17 protein-coding genes and 1 pseudogene are annotated in these 19,122 nt (G+C 39.9%); 9 read left to right on the top strand and 9 right to left on the bottom strand.

Features of this window, described 5'->3' with window-relative positions; all coding sequences use genetic code 11:
• The first annotated feature begins 34 nt into the window (after window positions 1-34).
• A complete protein-coding gene (locus tag PYV58_RS01665) occupies window positions 35-541 on the top strand; it encodes a hypothetical protein (protein ID WP_004725502.1) in 507 nt (168 codons plus the stop codon).
• 71 nt (window positions 542-612) lie between these two features.
• Here the strand turns inward: PYV58_RS01665 and PYV58_RS01660 are convergent, their stop codons facing one another.
• The 7 genes from PYV58_RS01660 to PYV58_RS01630 all read right to left on the bottom strand — a co-directional run bounded on the left by PYV58_RS01660 (window position 613) and on the right by PYV58_RS01630 (window position 7,450).
• On the bottom strand, window positions 613-1,317 hold the full coding sequence (locus PYV58_RS01660) for a nitroreductase (RefSeq protein WP_034616368.1): 705 nt from the start codon (window positions 1,315-1,317) through the stop codon (window positions 613-615).
• A 21-nt stretch (window positions 1,318-1,338) separates the two neighbouring features.
• Window positions 1,339-2,529, bottom strand: coding sequence for a hypothetical protein (locus tag PYV58_RS01655; RefSeq protein ID WP_034616371.1), 1,191 nt, complete (start codon window positions 2,527-2,529; stop codon window positions 1,339-1,341).
• 56 nt (window positions 2,530-2,585) lie between these two features.
• Entirely contained in the window at window positions 2,586-3,902 is a 1,317-nt protein-coding gene (locus PYV58_RS01650) for an MFS transporter (RefSeq protein ID WP_004816727.1), read from the bottom strand.
• A 185-nt stretch (window positions 3,903-4,087) separates the two neighbouring features.
• Complete coding sequence (locus PYV58_RS01645; protein WP_034616374.1) at window positions 4,088-4,726, bottom strand: isochorismatase family protein; 639 nt, start codon at window positions 4,724-4,726, stop codon at window positions 4,088-4,090.
• A 10-nt stretch (window positions 4,727-4,736) separates the two neighbouring features.
• The gene (locus PYV58_RS01640) at window positions 4,737-5,492 is read right to left on the bottom strand and encodes an Asp/Glu racemase (protein ID WP_034616377.1); all 756 of its coding nucleotides are present in this window, start codon (window positions 5,490-5,492) and stop codon (window positions 4,737-4,739) included.
• Window positions 5,493-5,504: 12 nt separating this feature from the next.
• Window positions 5,505-6,311, bottom strand: coding sequence for an alpha/beta hydrolase (locus tag PYV58_RS01635; protein ID WP_034616381.1), 807 nt, complete (start codon window positions 6,309-6,311; stop codon window positions 5,505-5,507).
• Window positions 6,308-7,450, bottom strand: coding sequence for an FAD-dependent monooxygenase (locus tag PYV58_RS01630; protein WP_034616383.1), 1,143 nt, complete (start codon window positions 7,448-7,450; stop codon window positions 6,308-6,310). The genes PYV58_RS01635 and PYV58_RS01630 overlap by 4 nt, the downstream gene beginning before the upstream one ends.
• 229 nt (window positions 7,451-7,679) lie before the next feature.
• On the opposite strand from PYV58_RS01630, the pseudogene PYV58_RS01625 reads away from it, so the two are divergent.
• Both PYV58_RS01625 and PYV58_RS01620 read left to right on the top strand, forming a co-directional pair.
• A pseudogene (locus tag PYV58_RS01625) lies at window positions 7,680-8,718 on the top strand (2,5-dihydroxypyridine 5,6-dioxygenase).
• Window positions 8,719-8,901: 183 nt separating this feature from the next.
• Window positions 8,902-9,336: a MarR family winged helix-turn-helix transcriptional regulator gene (locus PYV58_RS01620; RefSeq protein WP_004816714.1), complete on the top strand. Its 435-nt coding sequence runs from the start codon at window positions 8,902-8,904 to the stop codon at window positions 9,334-9,336.
• A 56-nt stretch (window positions 9,337-9,392) separates the two neighbouring features.
• On the opposite strand, the gene PYV58_RS01615 is transcribed toward PYV58_RS01620, so the two are convergent.
• A complete protein-coding gene (locus PYV58_RS01615; RefSeq protein ID WP_004816712.1) occupies window positions 9,393-10,271 on the bottom strand; it encodes a hypothetical protein in 879 nt (292 codons plus the stop codon).
• Window positions 10,272-10,293: 22 nt separating this feature from the next.
• The gene (locus PYV58_RS01610; RefSeq protein ID WP_034616384.1) at window positions 10,294-11,712 is read right to left on the bottom strand and encodes a phosphate--AMP phosphotransferase; all 1,419 of its coding nucleotides are present in this window, start codon (window positions 11,710-11,712) and stop codon (window positions 10,294-10,296) included.
• Window positions 11,713-11,912: 200 nt separating this feature from the next.
• Between PYV58_RS01610 and PYV58_RS01605 the strand changes: the two genes are divergently transcribed.
• The 6 genes from PYV58_RS01605 (at window position 11,913) to PYV58_RS01580 (ending at window position 19,036) form a co-directional block, all read left to right on the top strand.
• On the top strand, window positions 11,913-12,620 hold the full coding sequence (locus PYV58_RS01605) for a hypothetical protein (protein WP_004725477.1): 708 nt from the start codon (window positions 11,913-11,915) through the stop codon (window positions 12,618-12,620).
• A gap of 152 nt (window positions 12,621-12,772) precedes the next feature.
• Complete coding sequence (ubiE, locus tag PYV58_RS01600; protein WP_004725476.1) at window positions 12,773-13,717, top strand: bifunctional demethylmenaquinone methyltransferase/2-methoxy-6-polyprenyl-1,4-benzoquinol methylase UbiE; 945 nt, start codon at window positions 12,773-12,775, stop codon at window positions 13,715-13,717.
• Window positions 13,718-13,749: 32 nt separating this feature from the next.
• The gene (locus tag PYV58_RS01595; RefSeq protein WP_004725474.1) at window positions 13,750-14,421 is read left to right on the top strand and encodes a hypothetical protein; all 672 of its coding nucleotides are present in this window, start codon (window positions 13,750-13,752) and stop codon (window positions 14,419-14,421) included.
• A 3-nt stretch (window positions 14,422-14,424) separates the two neighbouring features.
• Window positions 14,425-16,044 (top strand): AarF/UbiB family protein, encoded by a 1,620-nt coding sequence (locus PYV58_RS01590; RefSeq protein WP_034616387.1) that lies wholly within the window; start codon window positions 14,425-14,427, stop codon window positions 16,042-16,044.
• Window positions 16,045-16,173: 129 nt separating this feature from the next.
• Window positions 16,174-17,256 carry a patatin-like phospholipase family protein gene (locus PYV58_RS01585; RefSeq protein WP_034616390.1) on the top strand — a complete coding sequence of 361 codons (1,083 nt, stop codon included), beginning with the start codon at window positions 16,174-16,176 and terminating at the stop codon, window positions 17,254-17,256.
• Window positions 17,257-17,746: 490 nt separating this feature from the next.
• Window positions 17,747-19,036: an NAD(P)/FAD-dependent oxidoreductase gene (locus PYV58_RS01580; protein WP_034615015.1), complete on the top strand. Its 1,290-nt coding sequence runs from the start codon at window positions 17,747-17,749 to the stop codon at window positions 19,034-19,036.
• The last annotated feature ends 86 nt before the right edge of the window (window positions 19,037-19,122 follow it).

The raw sequence follows: 19,122 nt of genomic DNA, 5'->3' as shown, positions 1-19,122 counted from the left end.
ATGAAAAAAAGCTTGAAACAAAGGTAATTGTTTTATGAAAATTGATAAACTTCCAGACGCAATCGATCCAAGCTTAAACCTAGAACAAATTCGTGATGAATGCTTGGAGCAAGTGAAAAAGCGCTCTTATGTCTCTGCTGGTGTCGCAGTGATTCCTGTTCCGTTTTTAGATGTGGTGATTGATGTCGGGATGTTGTCGCTTCTGATTCCTGAAATCAATGCCCGCTTTGGTTTAGCACCAGATCAAATCAGTGTATATGATCCTGCAACCAAGAAAATTCATTGGAATGAATTACGTAAACGTGGTTTTGAGTTTTCAGGCTTAGTGGTTGCGCGTACAGCGGTAAAGGCATCCTTAAATAATATGGCGGCTAAAATCATTACCAAACAAGTGACCAAATTTATCCCATTGGGTGGCTCAATCATTGCAGCAAGTTTAGGCTATATTGTGATGAAAAAAGTTGCTGAAGCGCATGTAGATGAATGTTATAAATTAGCCAAAAATATTCAAAATAAACAAACGCAAAAGTTAGTCAGCTAAGCGCTGCTACACTTTAAGATCTATATTTAGTAAAACAAAGAGATATCATCTGATATCTCTTTGTTTTTTGTTCATTGTAAAAATACAGCAAATTCTTCAAGACTGAGTCGCGAGGGATGAAAAGAATTAATTTTCTCATTCACATCGGCATAGCCTAAAGACATGCCACAAACCAATTGTTCATCATCTGTAGCACATAAAATTGGCATGATAATCTTGTGATAATCATTCCATGATGCTTGGGGACAGGTGTCTAAACCCTGCGCTTTTGCAAGTAACATAATATTTTGCATCAACATGGCGATCGCCATTTTTGCGCCCGCTTCTAATTGACGATGCGTGGTAAAAAATAAACCAACAGGCGCATCAAAAAACTTAAAATTTCGAAGGTGTTGTTGATGCATTTCCTGTCGTTGTTGTTTACTAATGCCCAGTACAGCATACATCCCCCAACCATTCTCCCGTCTACGGCTAATATACGGTTCAAACCATTGCTCAGGATAATAAAGATAAGGGGCAGTAAATTCACTTCTTGAACTTTGACCAGAATAAATGGAATCCGCCGCTGCAATCACTTGTTGGCTAATCCTCAATTTGCTATTGCCCTGAACCACATAGACTTTCCACGGTTGCGTATTGGTTCCAGAGGGTGCATAACTGGCTTTTCGCAGCAGATCCTGAATGATCTCAGGATCTACAGCCTGATCTGTAAATGCACGTACAGAATGTCGATTTAAAATCACTGCTTCGACCAGATTATTGGCTGTCAATTCCATTTATTCCCTCATAGGTCAAGACTAAAAGTTATATCCAACGTTGATATTCCACCTAAATTTCCAGTCATTACTATAGTCTGAATTCGTCGAGGTATAGCCAGTTGCGTTTTTAGCCCCACCCAACACATTGACATTCTTCCCGACACTTCCATCTACCCAAATTAAGAAAGGCATTGCATTAAACTGCACTCCAAAGGTGTCCATTTGCGAGCGATCCCAACCAGCTTTGTCTTTCCATAACACACTATAATCATTATAGAATTTTACAGTTTTTAAATTAGGGAAATACTTGGTTTGCACAGGTTGGGTATAACCGATATTAAAAGAACCAATCGTCCCTTCAGTTGCGACAAAATAAGCAGGTGTTATACCATTCGCTTGCATTAAAATTTGATCATTATTTAAACCCTCTGGGTTTTTTGCATCATATTTATAGCGAATCGCTGAAGTTTGCACATTCCATTTTTCGTAATTGTTTAAGCCATGCACTCCAAATGCATAATAATTGCCATTTTTATCCGTCGCTTTATTACGCAATTGTGAATATGCCCCACTGACACCAAACTCCTGTTTACCAAATTCCAAATCCATTTTATGGGCATAACGTAGATTGAGCTGATTTCTTTTTTCATTGAGATATTGCTGTTGGTGAGGCAGCACATTATCCAATTTATCCGCCGAACCTGACTCTGGCGAATAACGAATATTGCCTGGACTCATGATTGGCATATACGCCACGGTAAAATCATGTGTTGGCGAGGTATTTTTCCAACTCAATCCCGGCGCTACGCTATCGGCAAATCCTAAGAAAAATGGGATCGGGAAAGTCCATGCATGCTCTGGGAATGGATAAATTCCAAAAGGCTTATAAATAATTCCGGCCTGAAAATCATTATTGTCATCAGGCTTATACCCGACAAAACCATGTTCAACAGAACGTTTATGATCACTTTGGAAGGCATAACTTACATCCAAATAAAATTGATCATATTTTCCCTTAATATTTAAACGGGCATTATCAAACAAAAATTTGCCATTATTGGGGCTTTCCCATCGCTCATCGCGATAATTGGTTCGGACAAAACCGCCTAATTTCAATTGTTTTAAACCATCTTCAGTTTCCCATTGGAACGGTGAAGGTTGTGCATTGGCATAGGCTTGAAATGAGATCAAACTCGATACAATTAATCCTAAATATTTAATTTTTAACATGAGAACCTCCTCAGCAATTTGTTCTCCCGAACGCATTGCCATTCAATTTTTTTAATTTATTTGTTTACTAATGTTTTAGGCAAAGACAGCACAATGAAGCAACTCAACAATAAACATGCTGAGAACACGATGAGTGCGCCTTCTGGTTTACCGGTAATCTGAATGGCATAACCCACCAAAGTGTTACTGACTAAGCCGGCAATGTTGGCAATAGAACACGCCAGTGCAAACCCTGTCGCCGCCGCAGTTCCTGATAAAAAAGTTGCAGGAAGACTAAAAAACACGGGGATGGTGCCTGTGGTCGCAATCGCAGCAATCGAGAACAAAATCAAGGTCATGACAATATTGCTACTAAACATTGTGGTTAAAAACAGTGCGACTGCACCAAAAATAAATGGTACGACCATATGCCAACGACGCTCTCTATATTTATCTGAGCTCCGCCCAATGACCAACATTGCAATCAAACCAACAATACTTGGAATGGCAACCAGTAATCCGATATTTAATAAATTGGCAACGCCTGTGGTTTTAATAAATGTCGGCAACCAAAAGCCCATAGAATAGGTACACAGCAACATCGAAAAATTAATTGCACCGAGTTTTAGGATATTGGTATTGAAAAATCCATCTTTAAAACTATGCTTTTGTTTGGCAGAGTCATTGCCTTCTAAATCTTTATTGAGGTTTTTTTCAATGATTGATTTTTCAGCATCATTGAGCCATTTGGCTTTGGAAAAGTGATTCGGTAACATTTTAAATGTCAAAATACCCAAGATCACGCTTGGAAGTGCCTCTAAAAAGAACAACCATTGCCAACCTGCCCATCCATAAACTTGATCAAAGGTGGTCATGATCCAACCTGATAGCGGACTACCAATAATCACCGCCAAGGGTAAACCAATCATAAATAAGGCAATGATCTTAGCGCGATAATATGTTGGGAACCATGTGGTTAAATAATACAAAACCCCGGGTAAAAAGCCTGCTTCCGCAGCACCGAGCAGAAACCGTAGCGCATAAAACTGCATCGGTGTGGTCACAAACATGGTTAAACCAGACAAAATCCCCCATGTAATCATAATCCGCGCAATCCAAATTTTTGCGCCGACCTTTTCCAGAACCAAGTTACTGGGTACTTCAAAAATAATATAGCCAACAAAGAAAAGCCCTGCACCTAACCCAAACGCAGCCTCACTCAAGTTCACATCATTTAACATGTGTAATTTGGCAATCCCGACATTAATTCGGTCTAAATAGGCTGCGATATAACAGAAACACAGGAATGGAATCAGTTTCCAAATCACTTTTTTATAAACCTGAACCTCTTGTTCAGGATAAATTTCTTGTGGTTTTACAACACTGGTAGACATATCTAACTCCTTTAGATAACAAACCAAGTGAGTTGTTTTTCTTGTAATACTTAGAACAAAATGAACAAAGCTTTTATGTCACTGATGATCTGCACATTCTCTTTTGTTTTAATGCATCACCAAAAACCATTCTATCCTTGGTTTTTTATTACCCTAACGTCCATAATTTTTAGCTGTATCAATCATCAATTTTTGTTTTGAGTGAAATAATTCAAGACCTCTTGTTTTGATACAACATCTCCATACTTACTATCGATATCAAACAGGTTGGCTTCATGGGGTTCACGATGACGATCCCCAACACAGTCACGGATCACAATGGTTCTAAATCCATGTTGCACAGCATCCACGGCTGTTGCGCGAACACACCCACTGGTCGAACAACCCACAATAATCACGGTATCTATCGCCTCAGCGTTTAAAACCGATGACAAACTTGTTGCAAAAAAAGCACTTGCATAATTTTTAGTGATCACCAATTCAGTGTCGAGCGGTTGAACTTGTGGGCAAAATTGAGTGGCTGGATTACCCACTGTCATCGCTGCCATTACGGGTGATTTTTTTACCCACATTCCCCCGTCAATTTGGTTTTTCGCGTGATAAAGAATATTGGTGTGAATCACTAAAATATTCTGTTCACGTGCCAGTGCCAAAACCGCTTCGGTTTCTTGAACTGCAATAATCACATCAGGCGCATATAAAGGCTCAGATGCCGTAATATAAGACTGGATAAAATCGACCAACAGCAGCACGGGTTTCTTGCCAAAACCAATTCGATTTCCCCACACGCCTTGATAATTATCATTTAGGGATTGTTGATTCATTTCACACTCCTTATGCATATGCGCCAGAGAGCAATGCACCAGCACCCGGTACAATTGGCTCTAAATCCATTGCTTTAAGCATCTGATAGGTTGTTGCAATTGCTGCTGAAATCACGGGCTTACCCGTAAGTGCCTCAACTTTAGCGACTACAGGAAGTGACTGCATTTGCACACATGCTGAAAGCACAATCACATCTGCATCTTGGTAATTCAGCTTTTGCACAATGTTGGGCAAATCAGCAGGGTCATGTTGCGCAACAGCAATGTTGTCAGCGATTTCTAAGGCCACATAATCGAGAATTTCAAAACCCTCTTTAGCAATGTAATTCACCACCAATTCGGTTAAGGGTTTCATATAGGGCGTAACAACAACAATTTTTTTCGCCTTCATCAGCTTCAAACAGTCAACCAAAGCGCCAGCACTGGTGACGACAGGCGCTGCAGCATCATTATCAACCGTGACTCGATGTAGACGTTTTTCTGACTCCCGGTGATAACCGATGCCCATGGACATAATCGCAACCAGACAGGCATATCCCAATACATCCACTTGGGCATCTGAAAGTTCTAAAGCACAACGGTCAGACTGTGCATCCATTGCCGCAAGCTCTTCTTTTTTGACATGTTTCATCCGCATACGGCTAGAGTGGAAGGTAAATGTTTCAGGACGAATCAGTTGACGTGCTTTCAACATCGCTGGAATTTCAGTTTCCATCGTGGTATTGGAACTGGGTACGATTTGACCAATTTTATAAATTCGTTGCATGAGCATTCCTCCTTAAATAAGCCTCTGTCCTAAAAAATCTGAAAAGCCGGCTAAGAAACCATTTAAGTCATCCCAAGGAATCATATGCCCTGCATTTTCCACACGGCTCACCAAAATCTGTGAATTAAGCAATTGGATTTCTGCAATATCGCCTGCCGAGATCACATCGCCTTTGCCAGCCACCATTAATAAAGTTGGTACTTTGATTTTTGAGATATATTGATGAATATCAACATGATGAAAATCATGAAAAGACTTGATAACGGCTGGTAAATAACAACTATGTAGCCACTCTGCACGTAATTGTCTTTGCGCTAAAGTCCAAGATGGGCAATATTGCTTCATGTCTTCTGCATTCATCCCCTGAATCGCTTGCTGAATAGAATCGACATACCAGGATAATTGGCTCGGATAAACACGTCGTCCTGGACCTGAGACAGGTGGATCAATTAAGACTATTTTTTTCAAACCTTTTGGCTCAAACGCAGCACAACGAATCGCAAAACGCGCGCCCATCGAGTGCCCAACCAAATAATAAGATTCCAAGTCCAATTTTTTAACAAAATCTAGAATATCTTGCGCACAGGTATCGGTGTCATATTGCAGATGCTCCCCCGAAGAAGACAGCCCTCGGCCTCGAATATCCAAAACATAGACATCAAAAAATTGTGCTAATTTTTCCGCTACAAATCCCCAAGTAATGGCAGGACTGGTAATCCCGGGGATCAACACCAAAGCATGCCCTCTCCCACCATAACGAAGATAATGTAAGCGGACTTGATTGATCGCTACATTAGACCCATACAGGAATTGACTCATACGGCCTCCTCCTCATTTAATGCATGTGCATATACATCATATCCATACACCCAAGCTGGATCTTCTTGGCTTTTTAAGAAGGTATTGGCATTGGAAACTTCTTGCACTCGACTCGCACGTTGTTTACGATTTTGTTCATATAATTTGAATGCCTCCTGATAGTGGTCCAACCCTGTTTGCAGCAAACAACGCGTGAGCATTGCGGCATCTTCAATCGCCATACCTGCGCCTTGTGCCATATGCGGTTTCATGGGATGGCAAGCATCGCCAAGCAACACCATCCGGCCATTGCTCCATATCGGTAGTGGATTACGATTGTTTAATGGCCACTTGGTAATATCTTCACTGGCTTCAATCATGGCTTGGATGGTTGGATGAAAATCTTTAAATGTTTCAAATAGTTCTTGTTTTGAGCAAGGCACAAAACTTTGCCCTTGGAAATCCCATGCTGGATGAGGCACACCTGTAACAAAGTAGTACTCATCACGTTCTTTGGTGGTGTAATAGGCCATCATATGGCGATCCTCATACCACCATTTAACACAGTCATCTAAATCAAATTGCTGTTTTAATTTCTCTAATTGTTCTCCTTTAATCATGGCACGGTGCGCAACCCAACCACTGTATAAAGGGGCTTCTGGTCCAAGAATGATTTCTCGAATTTTTGAGTTAATCCCATCAGCACCAATCACAATATCAACATCACTTACTGTGCCATCCTCAAAGCTTAGCGTTACTCCATCTAGCTTTTGAGTAACAGCACTTAAGCGCTTGGCAAAATGTAATTTGTCTTGCTGCAATGCTTCGATTTGTCGGGCATGCATATCACCACGATGGATCGTGATATAGGTTGCCCCATATCCAGTCAAACCAACATTGGACATATAGTCTGCAGTATTTCCATCACGGCTGACCCAATGCGTTGGATGACATCCCATGTCTTCCAAATCTTGCTCTAAACCCATTTCTCGAAAGATTTTCATAATGTTTGGGCCAATATGAATACCAGCACCTAAACGAGAAAATTCTGCTGCTTGTTCATAGACATCAACATCAAAACCCGCTCTCTGTAGTAGCAGTCCCATTGAAGCGCCACCAAGACCTGCACCAATCACTGCAATTTTTTTTGCTTTATTCATTGTTTACTCCATCAAACAAATTTTTCTTTTAATAGATATACTCCACGATAATATTAAAGTCTACACACTTTAAATTATCAAACAAATCTCAATCCATAAAATCAATTAAATATTTGTTTATTATTAATAATTAATTTAATTACAATGATGTAATAAATGTACAATCCATCTTATCAAAGTGTATACTCTTTAAAAATACAAAAAACAGCGATGAAAAAGGAGCACCATCATGCCTGTAAATAGCACTGAACTGACCCAAATGTTTGAGCATGTTTTAACCTTATCCAAAATCGATGAAACACAAAGTGTGGCGATTTTAAAAAGTCATTATTCACATCAACAAACCGTTCAAGCCGCACTTGATGCAGCATGTCGGTTAAAAGCCAAAGTATTTATTTTAGAATTACCTTCATTTAATCATCCCCAAGCCATGGGGGAACGATATGACCGCTTATTGTGGTGATACTGCGTTAACGGGTAATTTTGCTGCACAACAAGCACTTGAATCTGTCGACCTCATCATTGACACCATGATGTTGCTGCACTCACCAGAACAAGAACAGATTTTAAAAACAGGAACACGAATTTTACTGGCCGTGGAACCCCCAGAAATTCTCGCTCGTATGCTGCCCACACAAGAAGACAAACATCGGGTTCAAACTGCTGAAAAATACTTAAAGAAAGCGAAAAGTATGCATGTGACCTCAAAGGCAGGCACAGATTTTTATGCTCCGCTTGGGCAATACCCTGCTGTAACTGAATATGGCTTTGCTGACGAAGTTGGGCGCTGGGATCACTGGCCGAGTGGTTTCTTATTCACTTGGCCCAATGAAAATATGGCAGAAGGCATCTTGGTTTTAGATATTGGTGATATTTTATTACCCTTTAAAACCTATGCCCGTGAAAGAGTTACTTTAGAAATCGAAAAGGGGGTAATTACTCAAATTCATGGTGGATTTGAAGCAGAATATCTCCGTGATTATATGAAATATTTTAATGATCCAGAGGTGTATGGAATTTCACACATTGGTTGGGGCTTACAACCTCGAGCACAATGGACAGCGATGGGTTTGCATGATAAAAATGATGGCATGTGTATGGATGCACGTGCTTTTAATGGTAACTTTTTATTTTCAACGGGACCTAACACAGAAGTAGGTGGTAGCCGTAAGACCCCATGTCATATGGATATTCCACTTCGTAACTGTACAGTGAAACTCGATGATTTAGTGGTTGTTGATCAAGGCGTTCCTATAGCGCTCAGCTAACGCGAAGAAACTAACTATTAAAATCAAATGTTTAATACATCCAACCAAAGCATAACGACCAAGTAGCATTATGGTCGTTATTTTTATGCAATCCTTTTATACTGGCCCTGTTAAAGTTTAAAAAAAGCTTCAATATTTTAAATCTTCGGGTCTAATTTTCCTCACATGATAAAGAAGTCAAACATGAATGATGAATATGTAATTGAAGAACAAGTGGGATATTTACTTAGACGGACTTACTTTCATCATTTAACGATTTTTCAACAAAGTTTGGATGAAACTCGCCTCACTTCGGTTCAGTTCGCTGTACTTTATGCCATCAATAAATTAAAAGAATGTTCGCAAAAAGAATTGGTTGAGGAAACTGGTATCGACCAAGCAACCATTCGTGGCATTATCCAGCGATTAAAAGACAAGCTTTTTATTTCACAAGATCCTGATCAACATGACAAACGCAAGGTGTTGATTCATATTACACCATCGGGTATTCAAGAGCTTTCACAAGCGATTCCGATTGCTGCAAGTATTAGTGACTTAACCCTCGCTGCATTAAATCCCGCCGAAAAAATTGCTTTAAAATTTTTACTTAAAAAAATTCTGGGGCATTCATTAGATTAGGAGATTTTAAGCAATAGGCTTTCTCCATTAACAAAACATTATTTAAAAATAACCCTTTAAATTACAAATCGGTTTTTGATCCATGCCTCGACTTTTTTACGTTGAATCCCTTTCGTTACAGATAGATATGCAAACTTTTCGAAATTGAATTGTATATTTAAAAATTGCTCTATATGCGTCAAAAACAGGTTTAAATTCAACAAATCCACTGATGGAAATTTCATCTGATCGATATCAATTGTAAATGTACCGCTTTGTTTTAAAATGATCCTTTTTCTCTTTAAAGAAAAATCATTCATTATCTCGACCCTATAAGTATCATTCAATGCTTCAGGCGAATTTAATCTAATTTCTAATATATAACGACGGTTCTTTTCTTCATCAGTAAGTTCTCTTGGTGTCAACCATTCACCATCGGTTGTTAAAATAAATGAAATTGACCAATTGAATAGATCAACTGGATGAATATCTAATCGCTTCAATAATTGATAAGCAGGCAACTCGGGCAAGCGTTGATCATAATACTGTCGAATTTGCTCAACAGAAGGATGAGGCGCCTCCAAGAAATTAAAAATTTCAAAAAGATTTGCTAAATACGCAGGCTGATGACGAATATTTTCTAAAATAAAATCATCAAAATATTGAATGACTTCAGGATTTTTAGAGAAACTCAATACAGCCCAGACGGCTCTTAAACTTCCGATATCATGATTGCTTAAATCATAAAGTTCATTGCTCAGTTGATATTTAGCTAAACAATTGAGTAAAAACTTATCTACTTCACTGGTAGAAAGTAGGTGTAATTTATGAACATTTTTACCATCAGGTAAATATGAATCATTGTCTAGTTTTCGAATCAACTGCTGAACTAACTTTTCACTCGGCTGAGTTAAGTGCTGTTTATGATCGAGCAAAATCTTGTGTAATGTTCTCATAGGAACCAACGCCTGATCATGTCTAATCCGCTTTTAACTGCTTTAAAATCGTTTTAAGGATTTGAATACGTGCCGTGTACTTATCATTGGTCGCAACCACATGCCACGGTGCATACTCAGTATTGGTTCGTTCAAACATATCCGCAGCCGCATTTAAATAATCGTCCCAATGTCCACGATTTCGCCAGTCATCAGGGGTAATTTTAAAGCGTTTATGCGGTGTTTGTTCACGTGCTTTAAAACGTGCTTCTTGTTCATCTTTGCTGATTGCCAACCAGAATTTAACCAACACGGTTTGATTATCCGTTAAATCTTTTTCAAAGCGATTAATTTCATCATAGGCACGTTGCCATTCCGCAGGTTTGGCAAAGCCTTCAATACGTTCAACCAATACTCGACCATACCAAGTACGATCAAAAATGCTGATCTTTTCCTCAGGTTGAATCTTGGTCCAAAAACGCCATAAATAGGGTCGGCGCAATTCATACTGTTCTGGTGCAGCAATGGTATAAATCTCGTATTCACGCGGATCAAGATTTTTCACAATCCGCTTGATTGCCCCACCTTTACCTGCTGCATCCATGCCTTCAAAGGTTATGATGACATTGCGTGAATCATTGCGTAGCGCTTCCGATACTTTTTTGGTTAATTTCTTTAATTCAGCTTTATATTGATCTTTATCCAGTTCTTCTGTAGCAGGTTGCAATAACGACTCAGGTACAGTCGCCTGTTTCCACTTGGTTCTCACTGCTGTTTTATGTCGAGGCAACTGCTTTAACGCTTGCAAAATATACTGAGCAAATTGTTGATCTCGAGCAACACAATCTTCGCAATCAATCACATACCAATCATCAGTAAAACGTTGACGTAATTTTTGCACAATGTCGTATTGTTTTTTATTCCGCCAATCCAAACCCATTAACTTATGCCAACGCTGTTCAGACGCATCCATTGAATCTAAACGCTTTTGTAAGCTTTTCCATGGTAGATCAAACCAAATTTTAATCACATCAACATGATTATTTTTTAGGTCTTGTTCATAAGCACGCATATTTTCAATATAGGTATCGAACAAGGTTTCATCTAAAGGTTTAGAAACATGCATCGCTGTTGACAATAAGTCACTGTACCAATTGCCAAAAAACAGCTGAATTTGCCCTTCTGATGGAATGTGCCGTGCATAAGGCTGCCAAAAACTTTGTTTACTGCTAAATAAACTGGCTGGATCTGCTTTAACCCGTAAGTAACGAGGATCAACCCATTCACGTAATTGTTTAACCGCTTCCCCTTTCCCCGCAAGCTCGATACCACTGACTAAAATAACCAAGCTTTTGGCATTATTTTTATCTTTAGAATTCTTTAAGGCATATTGTGCCTCAATCAGATCAACGGATAACTCTTCTTCATCACGTAATGCAAACGCTAATTGTTCTTCAATCATCTGCTTCTCTATGGTCTGAAACTTCAACTGAGTATACCCATTCCCTAAAATAGAGTTATATTATTTTTCTGTATAAAATCTTTGATATTGGCTATTTAAAAAGCCACTGACCATATTTCTCTATTGTTTTTTAACTTTTGTCATAGTGATACGTGCCAACTGCCTTTATGCTGTTACTAAACGAAATCTAGAGTTTTTGTATGTCAAAACTTGCTGCACTTGATCAGCTTTTAGAACAATATCAACAATTGAGTTATCACACTGACCCAATTCTAGAAAAACGCCTGCATGAAGCACAAGACTGGTTAAAAATGCGTATTGAAAAGACCCATCATGCGCTATTCAATCAAAAAGAAAATCAATTGATGGCAAAATATTTTATCAACCGCTTATATGGTGGACCTGAATTTGATGATTTGGCGATACAGATTGAACGTTTATTAAAATATGCACATAAAGCAGAAAAAATTCTCCCTGAAAATGCCATTAAGACCGGTTTAAAATCTGTTGGATTGGCGGTACTTGCTATGCAACTCGATGAACAAGTCGCGGCACAATTACTCAAGGATTACCCTGTTGATCAAGTGATTGATGATGAAATGATGCGACTGACCTTGCTGAAATTAGATCAAGCAGAAGCCCGTCAACAACAGCTGGGTTTATTGGATGATTTGGGTGGTGCACTAGACAAATACATGCGTTCATTTATTATGCATACTGCATTTAAAATGTGTAAAGGCACTGCAATCAAATATAAATTTGAATTGATGTATGACTTTATTGGCGAAGGTTTTATTGCGATGAAACCGATGAAATCTGCAGCTGATTTTATCCATGCATTTACCCTAAAAGAACGTGATATTGTCGAAAAAGTGCATGCTGGAGATCCCAATCCATTTCAGGATTAATTTAATTTTTGGCTGTATCAAACCGATCTCTAAGATCGGTTTTTGTATATTATTCATAACAATTTCATGATCAGGACTGCAAAATTATGCAGAATCTGTCATTATGCAGAGCAATATAAAATTTCCCATTTTTGTGTTCAGGAGTGACTCAAATGTCGAATGAAAACCAAAAGCCTACAGCCCCTGCTGAAACGGCAACGAATACAGACAAAGTGAGTCCATTTCTAACAGAACCATTACCGCAAGGTACTCCACAAGGTCAACAACAGTCCTTGCAGCAACAACTGGTAGATACGCCAGTTTCAGGGACTGTGCCAAAATACAACCTCCCACGTGGTGCCAATACAGGTAATGTCGGCGCAACTACGCATTTCGGCTACAAAACTGTTAATAGTGAAGAAAAAGCGCAAAAAGTCGCTGAAGTCTTCCATTCTGTCGCAAGCAAATACGACATTATGAATGATTTAATGTCATTTGGTATTCACCGCCTTTGGAAACGCTTTGCGATCAATATGTCAGGTGTACGTCGTGGTCAGCACGTGCTTGATATTGCAGGCGGCACAGGTGACTTAGCCAAAGTTTTCAGCCGCGAAGTTGGCCCGACAGGTCATGTGGTTTTATCTGATATTAACGAGTCAATGTTGAATGTTGGTCGTGATCGTTTGATTGATGCTGGCTGTACCAATGTTGATTTTGTATTGGCCAATGCTGAAACCTTAGAGCCATTTGCAGACAATAGTTTTGACTTGCTCACCATCAGCTTTGGTCTACGTAATGTGACCGATAAAGACGCTGCACTCCAAGCGATGTATCGTGTATTAAAGCCAGGTGGTCGTTTACTGATCCTTGAGTTCTCAAAACCAGTATTTGAACCATTTTCAAAGCTATATGACTTCTATTCTTTCACGGCTTTACCATTTATGGGCAAAGTTGTTGCCAATGATGCAGAAAGTTATAAGTATTTGGCCGAATCTATTCGTATGCATCCAGACCAACGCACCTTAAAAGGTATGATGGAAAATGCCGGTTTCCAAAACTGTGATTACCACAATTTAACCGGTGGTATCGTGGCGGTACACCGTGGCTTTAAACTGTAATTTCCTCAAGATATAACAAGCAAGGTTGAATTATGTGGTCAATTCTGGCACTCGGTGCAGTTGAACGATTAATCAATCAGTTTATTAATTTGGATGCAATTACCCGCATCCAATTTAATCAGTTACAAGGCAAACTGTTACGTGTCGTGATGGATACGCCTCAGCTTTCTGTCGATGTTTACTTTGATCAAAATAAAATCCGTCTTGAACCGACTGTGACTGGTAAAAGCGAAACACCTTCAATTTTTGAACAACGTCCTTTTGACAAAAATGTTGCGATTGCAGAAGCGACAGCAACATTACATGTAAAGAATGTTGTTGAATTGGCTAAATTATTTGTTGCGGATGATATTGGCAATATTCCTCTACAAGGTGATTATCACCTGTTACAGGACATTCAAAATATTATCCAACAGCTTGAGCCTGATTTGGCAGCCCAGCTTAGCCCGTGGATTGGTCCTGCACTCGCACATGAAATTGGCAAAATCCAACTGGCGCCAAAGCATCTCAAACGCTCACTGCAAAGTCATTTATTTTTTGTGGAAGACTTTTTAAAAGAAGATACGGGTGTATTGGCTCCGCGTTGGCAAATGGATGATCTGCAACAAGATACCCGCCAACTGAACCAAAATATTGACCGACTTGAAGCAAAAATTCAGCAACTTCAATCTCACTTTACTCAAAATCAAGATCAGGTAATTTAATATATGATTCCGCATATTGCCCGTTTATTCGAACTTTGGCGCATCGCCGCGCACTATAGACTCGACACACTGGTCCCTGCGGAAGAATTACCTGAAAAAGCTCGGCATGCTTTAGCTTTAATTCGCTTACACCCTGCGGCATGGTCAAGTAAAGAACGTAAAAACCCGCTCAAGCTTAAAGAAGCATTAGAAGAAATGGGGCCTTTAGCAATTAAGCTGGGGCAATTACTTTCCACGCGTCGTGATTTAATTCCACCTGAAATTTTACAACAATTGGTTTTATTACAAGATCGGGTTAAACCCTTCGAGGTCAATATTGCAAAAGCGCGTATTGAGCAATCGCTGAAAGCCAATATTTCTACAATTTTTGCCCGTTTTGATGAACAACCTTTGGCTGCTGCATCTATTGCACAAGTCCATACTGCTGCGCTCCATGATGGTCGTGAAGTGGTGGTGAAAGTCACTCGTCCAGATATTCGCAGTCAGATTCTACAGGATTTTGAAATTCTGCAATGGCTAGGAGCAAGCTTAGAAAAACGGCTTGAAGCAGCTCGTGCAGTGCATTTGTCTGAAATCATCCAGAATTATCGTCAAGTGATTTTAAATGAACTAGATCTTACGCTAGAAGCAGACAACACCCGTCGTATGCGTCATTACTTCACGGGTTCAAGCATGATGTATGTGCCTGAAGTCTATATGGACAGCAAAGATGTTATGGTTGCTGAGCGGATCACCGGTGTTCCCATTTCGGATATTGAAACCTTTGAAAAGCTCGGAATGGATCGTAAAGATCTTGCTGAAAAGGGTTTAACGATTTTCTTTACACAAGTATTTCGTGACAATTTCTTCCATGCCGATATGCATCCCGGCAACGTATTTGTTGAAACCTTGAATCCAAGCCACCCTCGTTATATTGCCCTTGACTGTGCAATTATGGGTGAGCTATCTAAACAAGATCAGATGACCGTTGCACGTATGTTGCTTGCGGTCATGAACAGCGACTTCTTACAACTGATTCAAATTGTGCATCAGGCGGGCTGGATTCCACCGGGTACCGATCAAGATGCGCTATCCCGTGAAATGCGTCGCACTGTTGGACCAATGGTGTCCAAACCGATGCATGAATTGGACTTTGCAGGTATCTTGATTCAAGTCATGGACATTGCGCGTCGTTTCCATTTAGAAATTCCACCACAATTGATGTTATTACTCAAAACACTAGTACATGTGGAAGGTTTAGGTACCGATTTATATCCTGAACTCGACATTTGGAAACTGGCAAAACCGATTCTCACCGAATGGGTAAAAGCACAAATGAATCCTCAGAAAAACTTAAAAGAGTTAGGACAGAAAATTCCTGACTTACTTTTAGGCGCACAGGATTTCCCAACCTTGATGGTTGACAGCTTAAATGGTTTAAAAAATCAATCTGCATGGCATGCAAAACAACTGCATGAGTTGCAAATGATGCGTTTAGAAGTGGAACAGCAACAAAAACGTAGCTGGATTTTCGGCAGCATCATGGCGATTTTGCTCTCTATTGCAATCATTGCACCGTGGTATATTTCAATTGTTTTGATTGTCTTGGCCACTGTTTTAGCAGTTTGGCGGATTGCCAAATAAAGTGATTCAGCCTATTCAATGAATAGGCTTTTTTGTCTATGACTGCTAAGTCACCGAGTGACAGCTCTCGCCATTGTTCAATCTATCACGCACTCTAAAATAAAAATATTCGTTTGAGTGAGTGAAATCATGACCCAAATTCTACAAAAACGCCCTGCAGCAATCACCTTACGTGCAGGCTCACTCGCCAAACAACACATACAACAAGAAGGCTTATCTGCACATCAAGTCGATATGATTCCCGGCGCAGCTGGCGGCCCCAAAGGCATTGGTTTAATGGGCTTGGATCAGGCGATTTTCGGTGATTTTCTACAGCGTGCCAAACAACGACGTTTTTTAATTGGTTCATCTGTTGGTGCATGGCGCTTTGCTGGAATTTTAGCGCAAGGTGAACAACTCGGTCCTGAGCGTTTGGCAGAGTTATATATCAACTTGCCCTTTCATAAAAAGATGACCATTGCAGAGATTGAAAAAATATCTCGCGAGATGCTGTACAGCATTTTAGACCAACACAGCCAAAAATTGGTCGAACATCCCGAATATCACCTTACGATTATCGCAGCCAAAGCAGAACATTTATTTCAAAGTGATCAAAAGCTTGCACTGTATAGCTCCTTACTCGGCATTATCGGCAGTAATGCAATTTCAAGAAACCATCTGAATAAATTTATGCAGCGAGTCATTTGTCAACCTGCTCAGTTCCCACAATTTAAAATTCAGGATGATGCTTTTAAAACCCATTATTTAAATTTTAATCAGCACAATGTTGCGGATTGGTTGATGGCCTCAGGTTCGATTCCGGCAGTTACACCTGCGGTAAAAAATATTGCCGATGCGCCACAAGGCGCGTATCGAGATGGTGGTTTGATCGACTATCACATCGATTTGCCTTTTGAGAGTAAAGGGATTGTTTTATATCCACATTTTGCCGACAGTATCATCCCAGGCTGGTTTGACAAAATGTTTAAATCTCGCACAGCCAATCCTGCAAACCAAGCACGGACTTTACTGATCTCGCCTTCTCAAGACTATTTAAAATCTTTGCCTTTAGGACGGTTACCAGATCGCAAAGATTTTGTGATGAAAGGTCTGGATGATCAGAAGCGAAAACAATTATGGAAGCAGTCTGTGGCAGAAAGTCAGCGACTAGGTGATGAATTTTTAGAAATGCTGGAGAAACAAAATTTTGCTGAAGTGATGCTAGATTTATAATTATTCTCCCCCATTGACTACCTCATCTAACGGTGAATAAATATGATTTTCAACAACTTAAATACATCACAACAGTATTCTCGATGACTTGAGATATCAGCCTGAGAAATGAGCCAGTCATGGCTCAAGCTTTACGTATTATTTTTTACTGAATTTAATCCGTATCTGGTTTCGCCTATAGGCGTTGATTTTTGGCTAAGATCCATTAGGGTCTGTTGACATTTCATAAATGGTTTGCGTTGTAGGTTAAAATTGAGCATGAGACGTATACGTCGTAAAGCAGGAAACGAAGAGAATAGCGGGACTATTTCCGAGTTTCATAACGTACTGAGATAATTTTAGCCACAACCCTGAGCAAGAACAAAGCACTGCTTTGTTTGCAGCGCAAGGCGCAGCGGGGACTAGTAAAAAAAGAGCTTGATTCAAATTACTGCTTGTTAATTCCCTGCTTTTTGTTAAATTTAAATCATTCAAAGCACTTACTCTAATAATGAATCAAACTAAAACGCCAAAATTTGCCATCGTCGGTGCAGGAACAGCAGGGCTTGCTGCAGCAATTTTACTCGCACAACAAAATATTCAAGTTACTATTTTTGAGAAAGTATCTGAGCTTGAACCTGTCGGTGCTGGCTTATTGCTTCAACCGTCTGGACTTGCAGTTTTTGAGCACTTAGGTGTGCTTGATGATGCGGTTAAACTTGGTGCAATGGTCACAGGCTTAGAGGGACAACTCGCCAATGGCTTTAAACTGGTAGATAGTCATTATGCCCAAGCCCATCCCGATTTTTATGGTTTAGGTATCCATCGAGCAAGCTTATGTCATGTTTTGCAAAATAAATGCCATGAATTTCCTGAACTGATCACTTGGCACATGAATGCCGATATTGAAAAACTTAAAGAATCAGCAGATGAAATCCGAGTTTTCGGTCAGGTCAATGGTGAGTCTTTTGATGAAGTCTTTGATAGCGTTATTGTTGCCAATGGTGCAAGAAGCCAATTAAGACCGATCGAATGGGTTAAAATCGATCAAGCTTACCCTTGGGGCGCGAAATGGACCATTGTGCCTGAATGTTTGCAGCTCGATACTCAAATTTTGCACCAATTTTATGATCGCTCTAAGATCATGATGGGAATCTTACCTACAGGCGCAATTCCCACTCAGCCCAAGCAACGACTTTCCAGTATCTTCTGGAGTCTTCCAACCGATCAGCTTGGAAATTTCTTACCTCATCAACAAGCCCGTACAGAGTGGTTAAAAGCGCTATCCAAACGCTGGAAGCCCGCAGCAGAGTGGTTAGAGCAAGTGATCGCCAATCCTGAAGAAAAGCAACAATGGCTTTCTGCCCATTATCGTGATGTAGTGCTGTCTAAATTTGGGCAAGGACGTATCGGTATCATTGGAGACGCTGCACATGCCATGAGCCCGCAGCTTGGACAAGGTGCAAATATGGCGCTTTTAGATGCATGGGCTTTGGGACAAGCAGTTCAAGTTGCCCGAAACAATCAAACGATCGATTATACAAAGCTATGGCAGTGCTATCACCAACATCGCAAAAGCTCATCTGCATTCTATCAATTTTTAAGCCGTTTACTCACGCCCCTTTACCAGTCTGATCTTTGGTGGGCAGGCGGTTTACGAGATCTAAGCTTCTCTTGGATGTATCGTATCCCTTATTTTCGTAAAGAAATGGCAATCACTGTGTCGGGATTAAAATCAGGTATGTTTACCCAAATGAAGTATGAAGATATTGCTCGATCATCCTTGGTAAGAGAAAAATAATGTGCACTCAAGTTACCCATTCTGTAATTTTAAAGTGTGGACAAGCGTTTTAATCTCGACTCAATCCATAATCAATATTTTCCTAA

The organism is Acinetobacter sp. TAC-1 (assembly GCF_029025845.1).
GTDB lineage: Bacteria > Pseudomonadota > Gammaproteobacteria > Pseudomonadales > Moraxellaceae > Acinetobacter > Acinetobacter guillouiae.
This window is presented reverse-complemented; position numbering and strand designations above follow the sequence as displayed.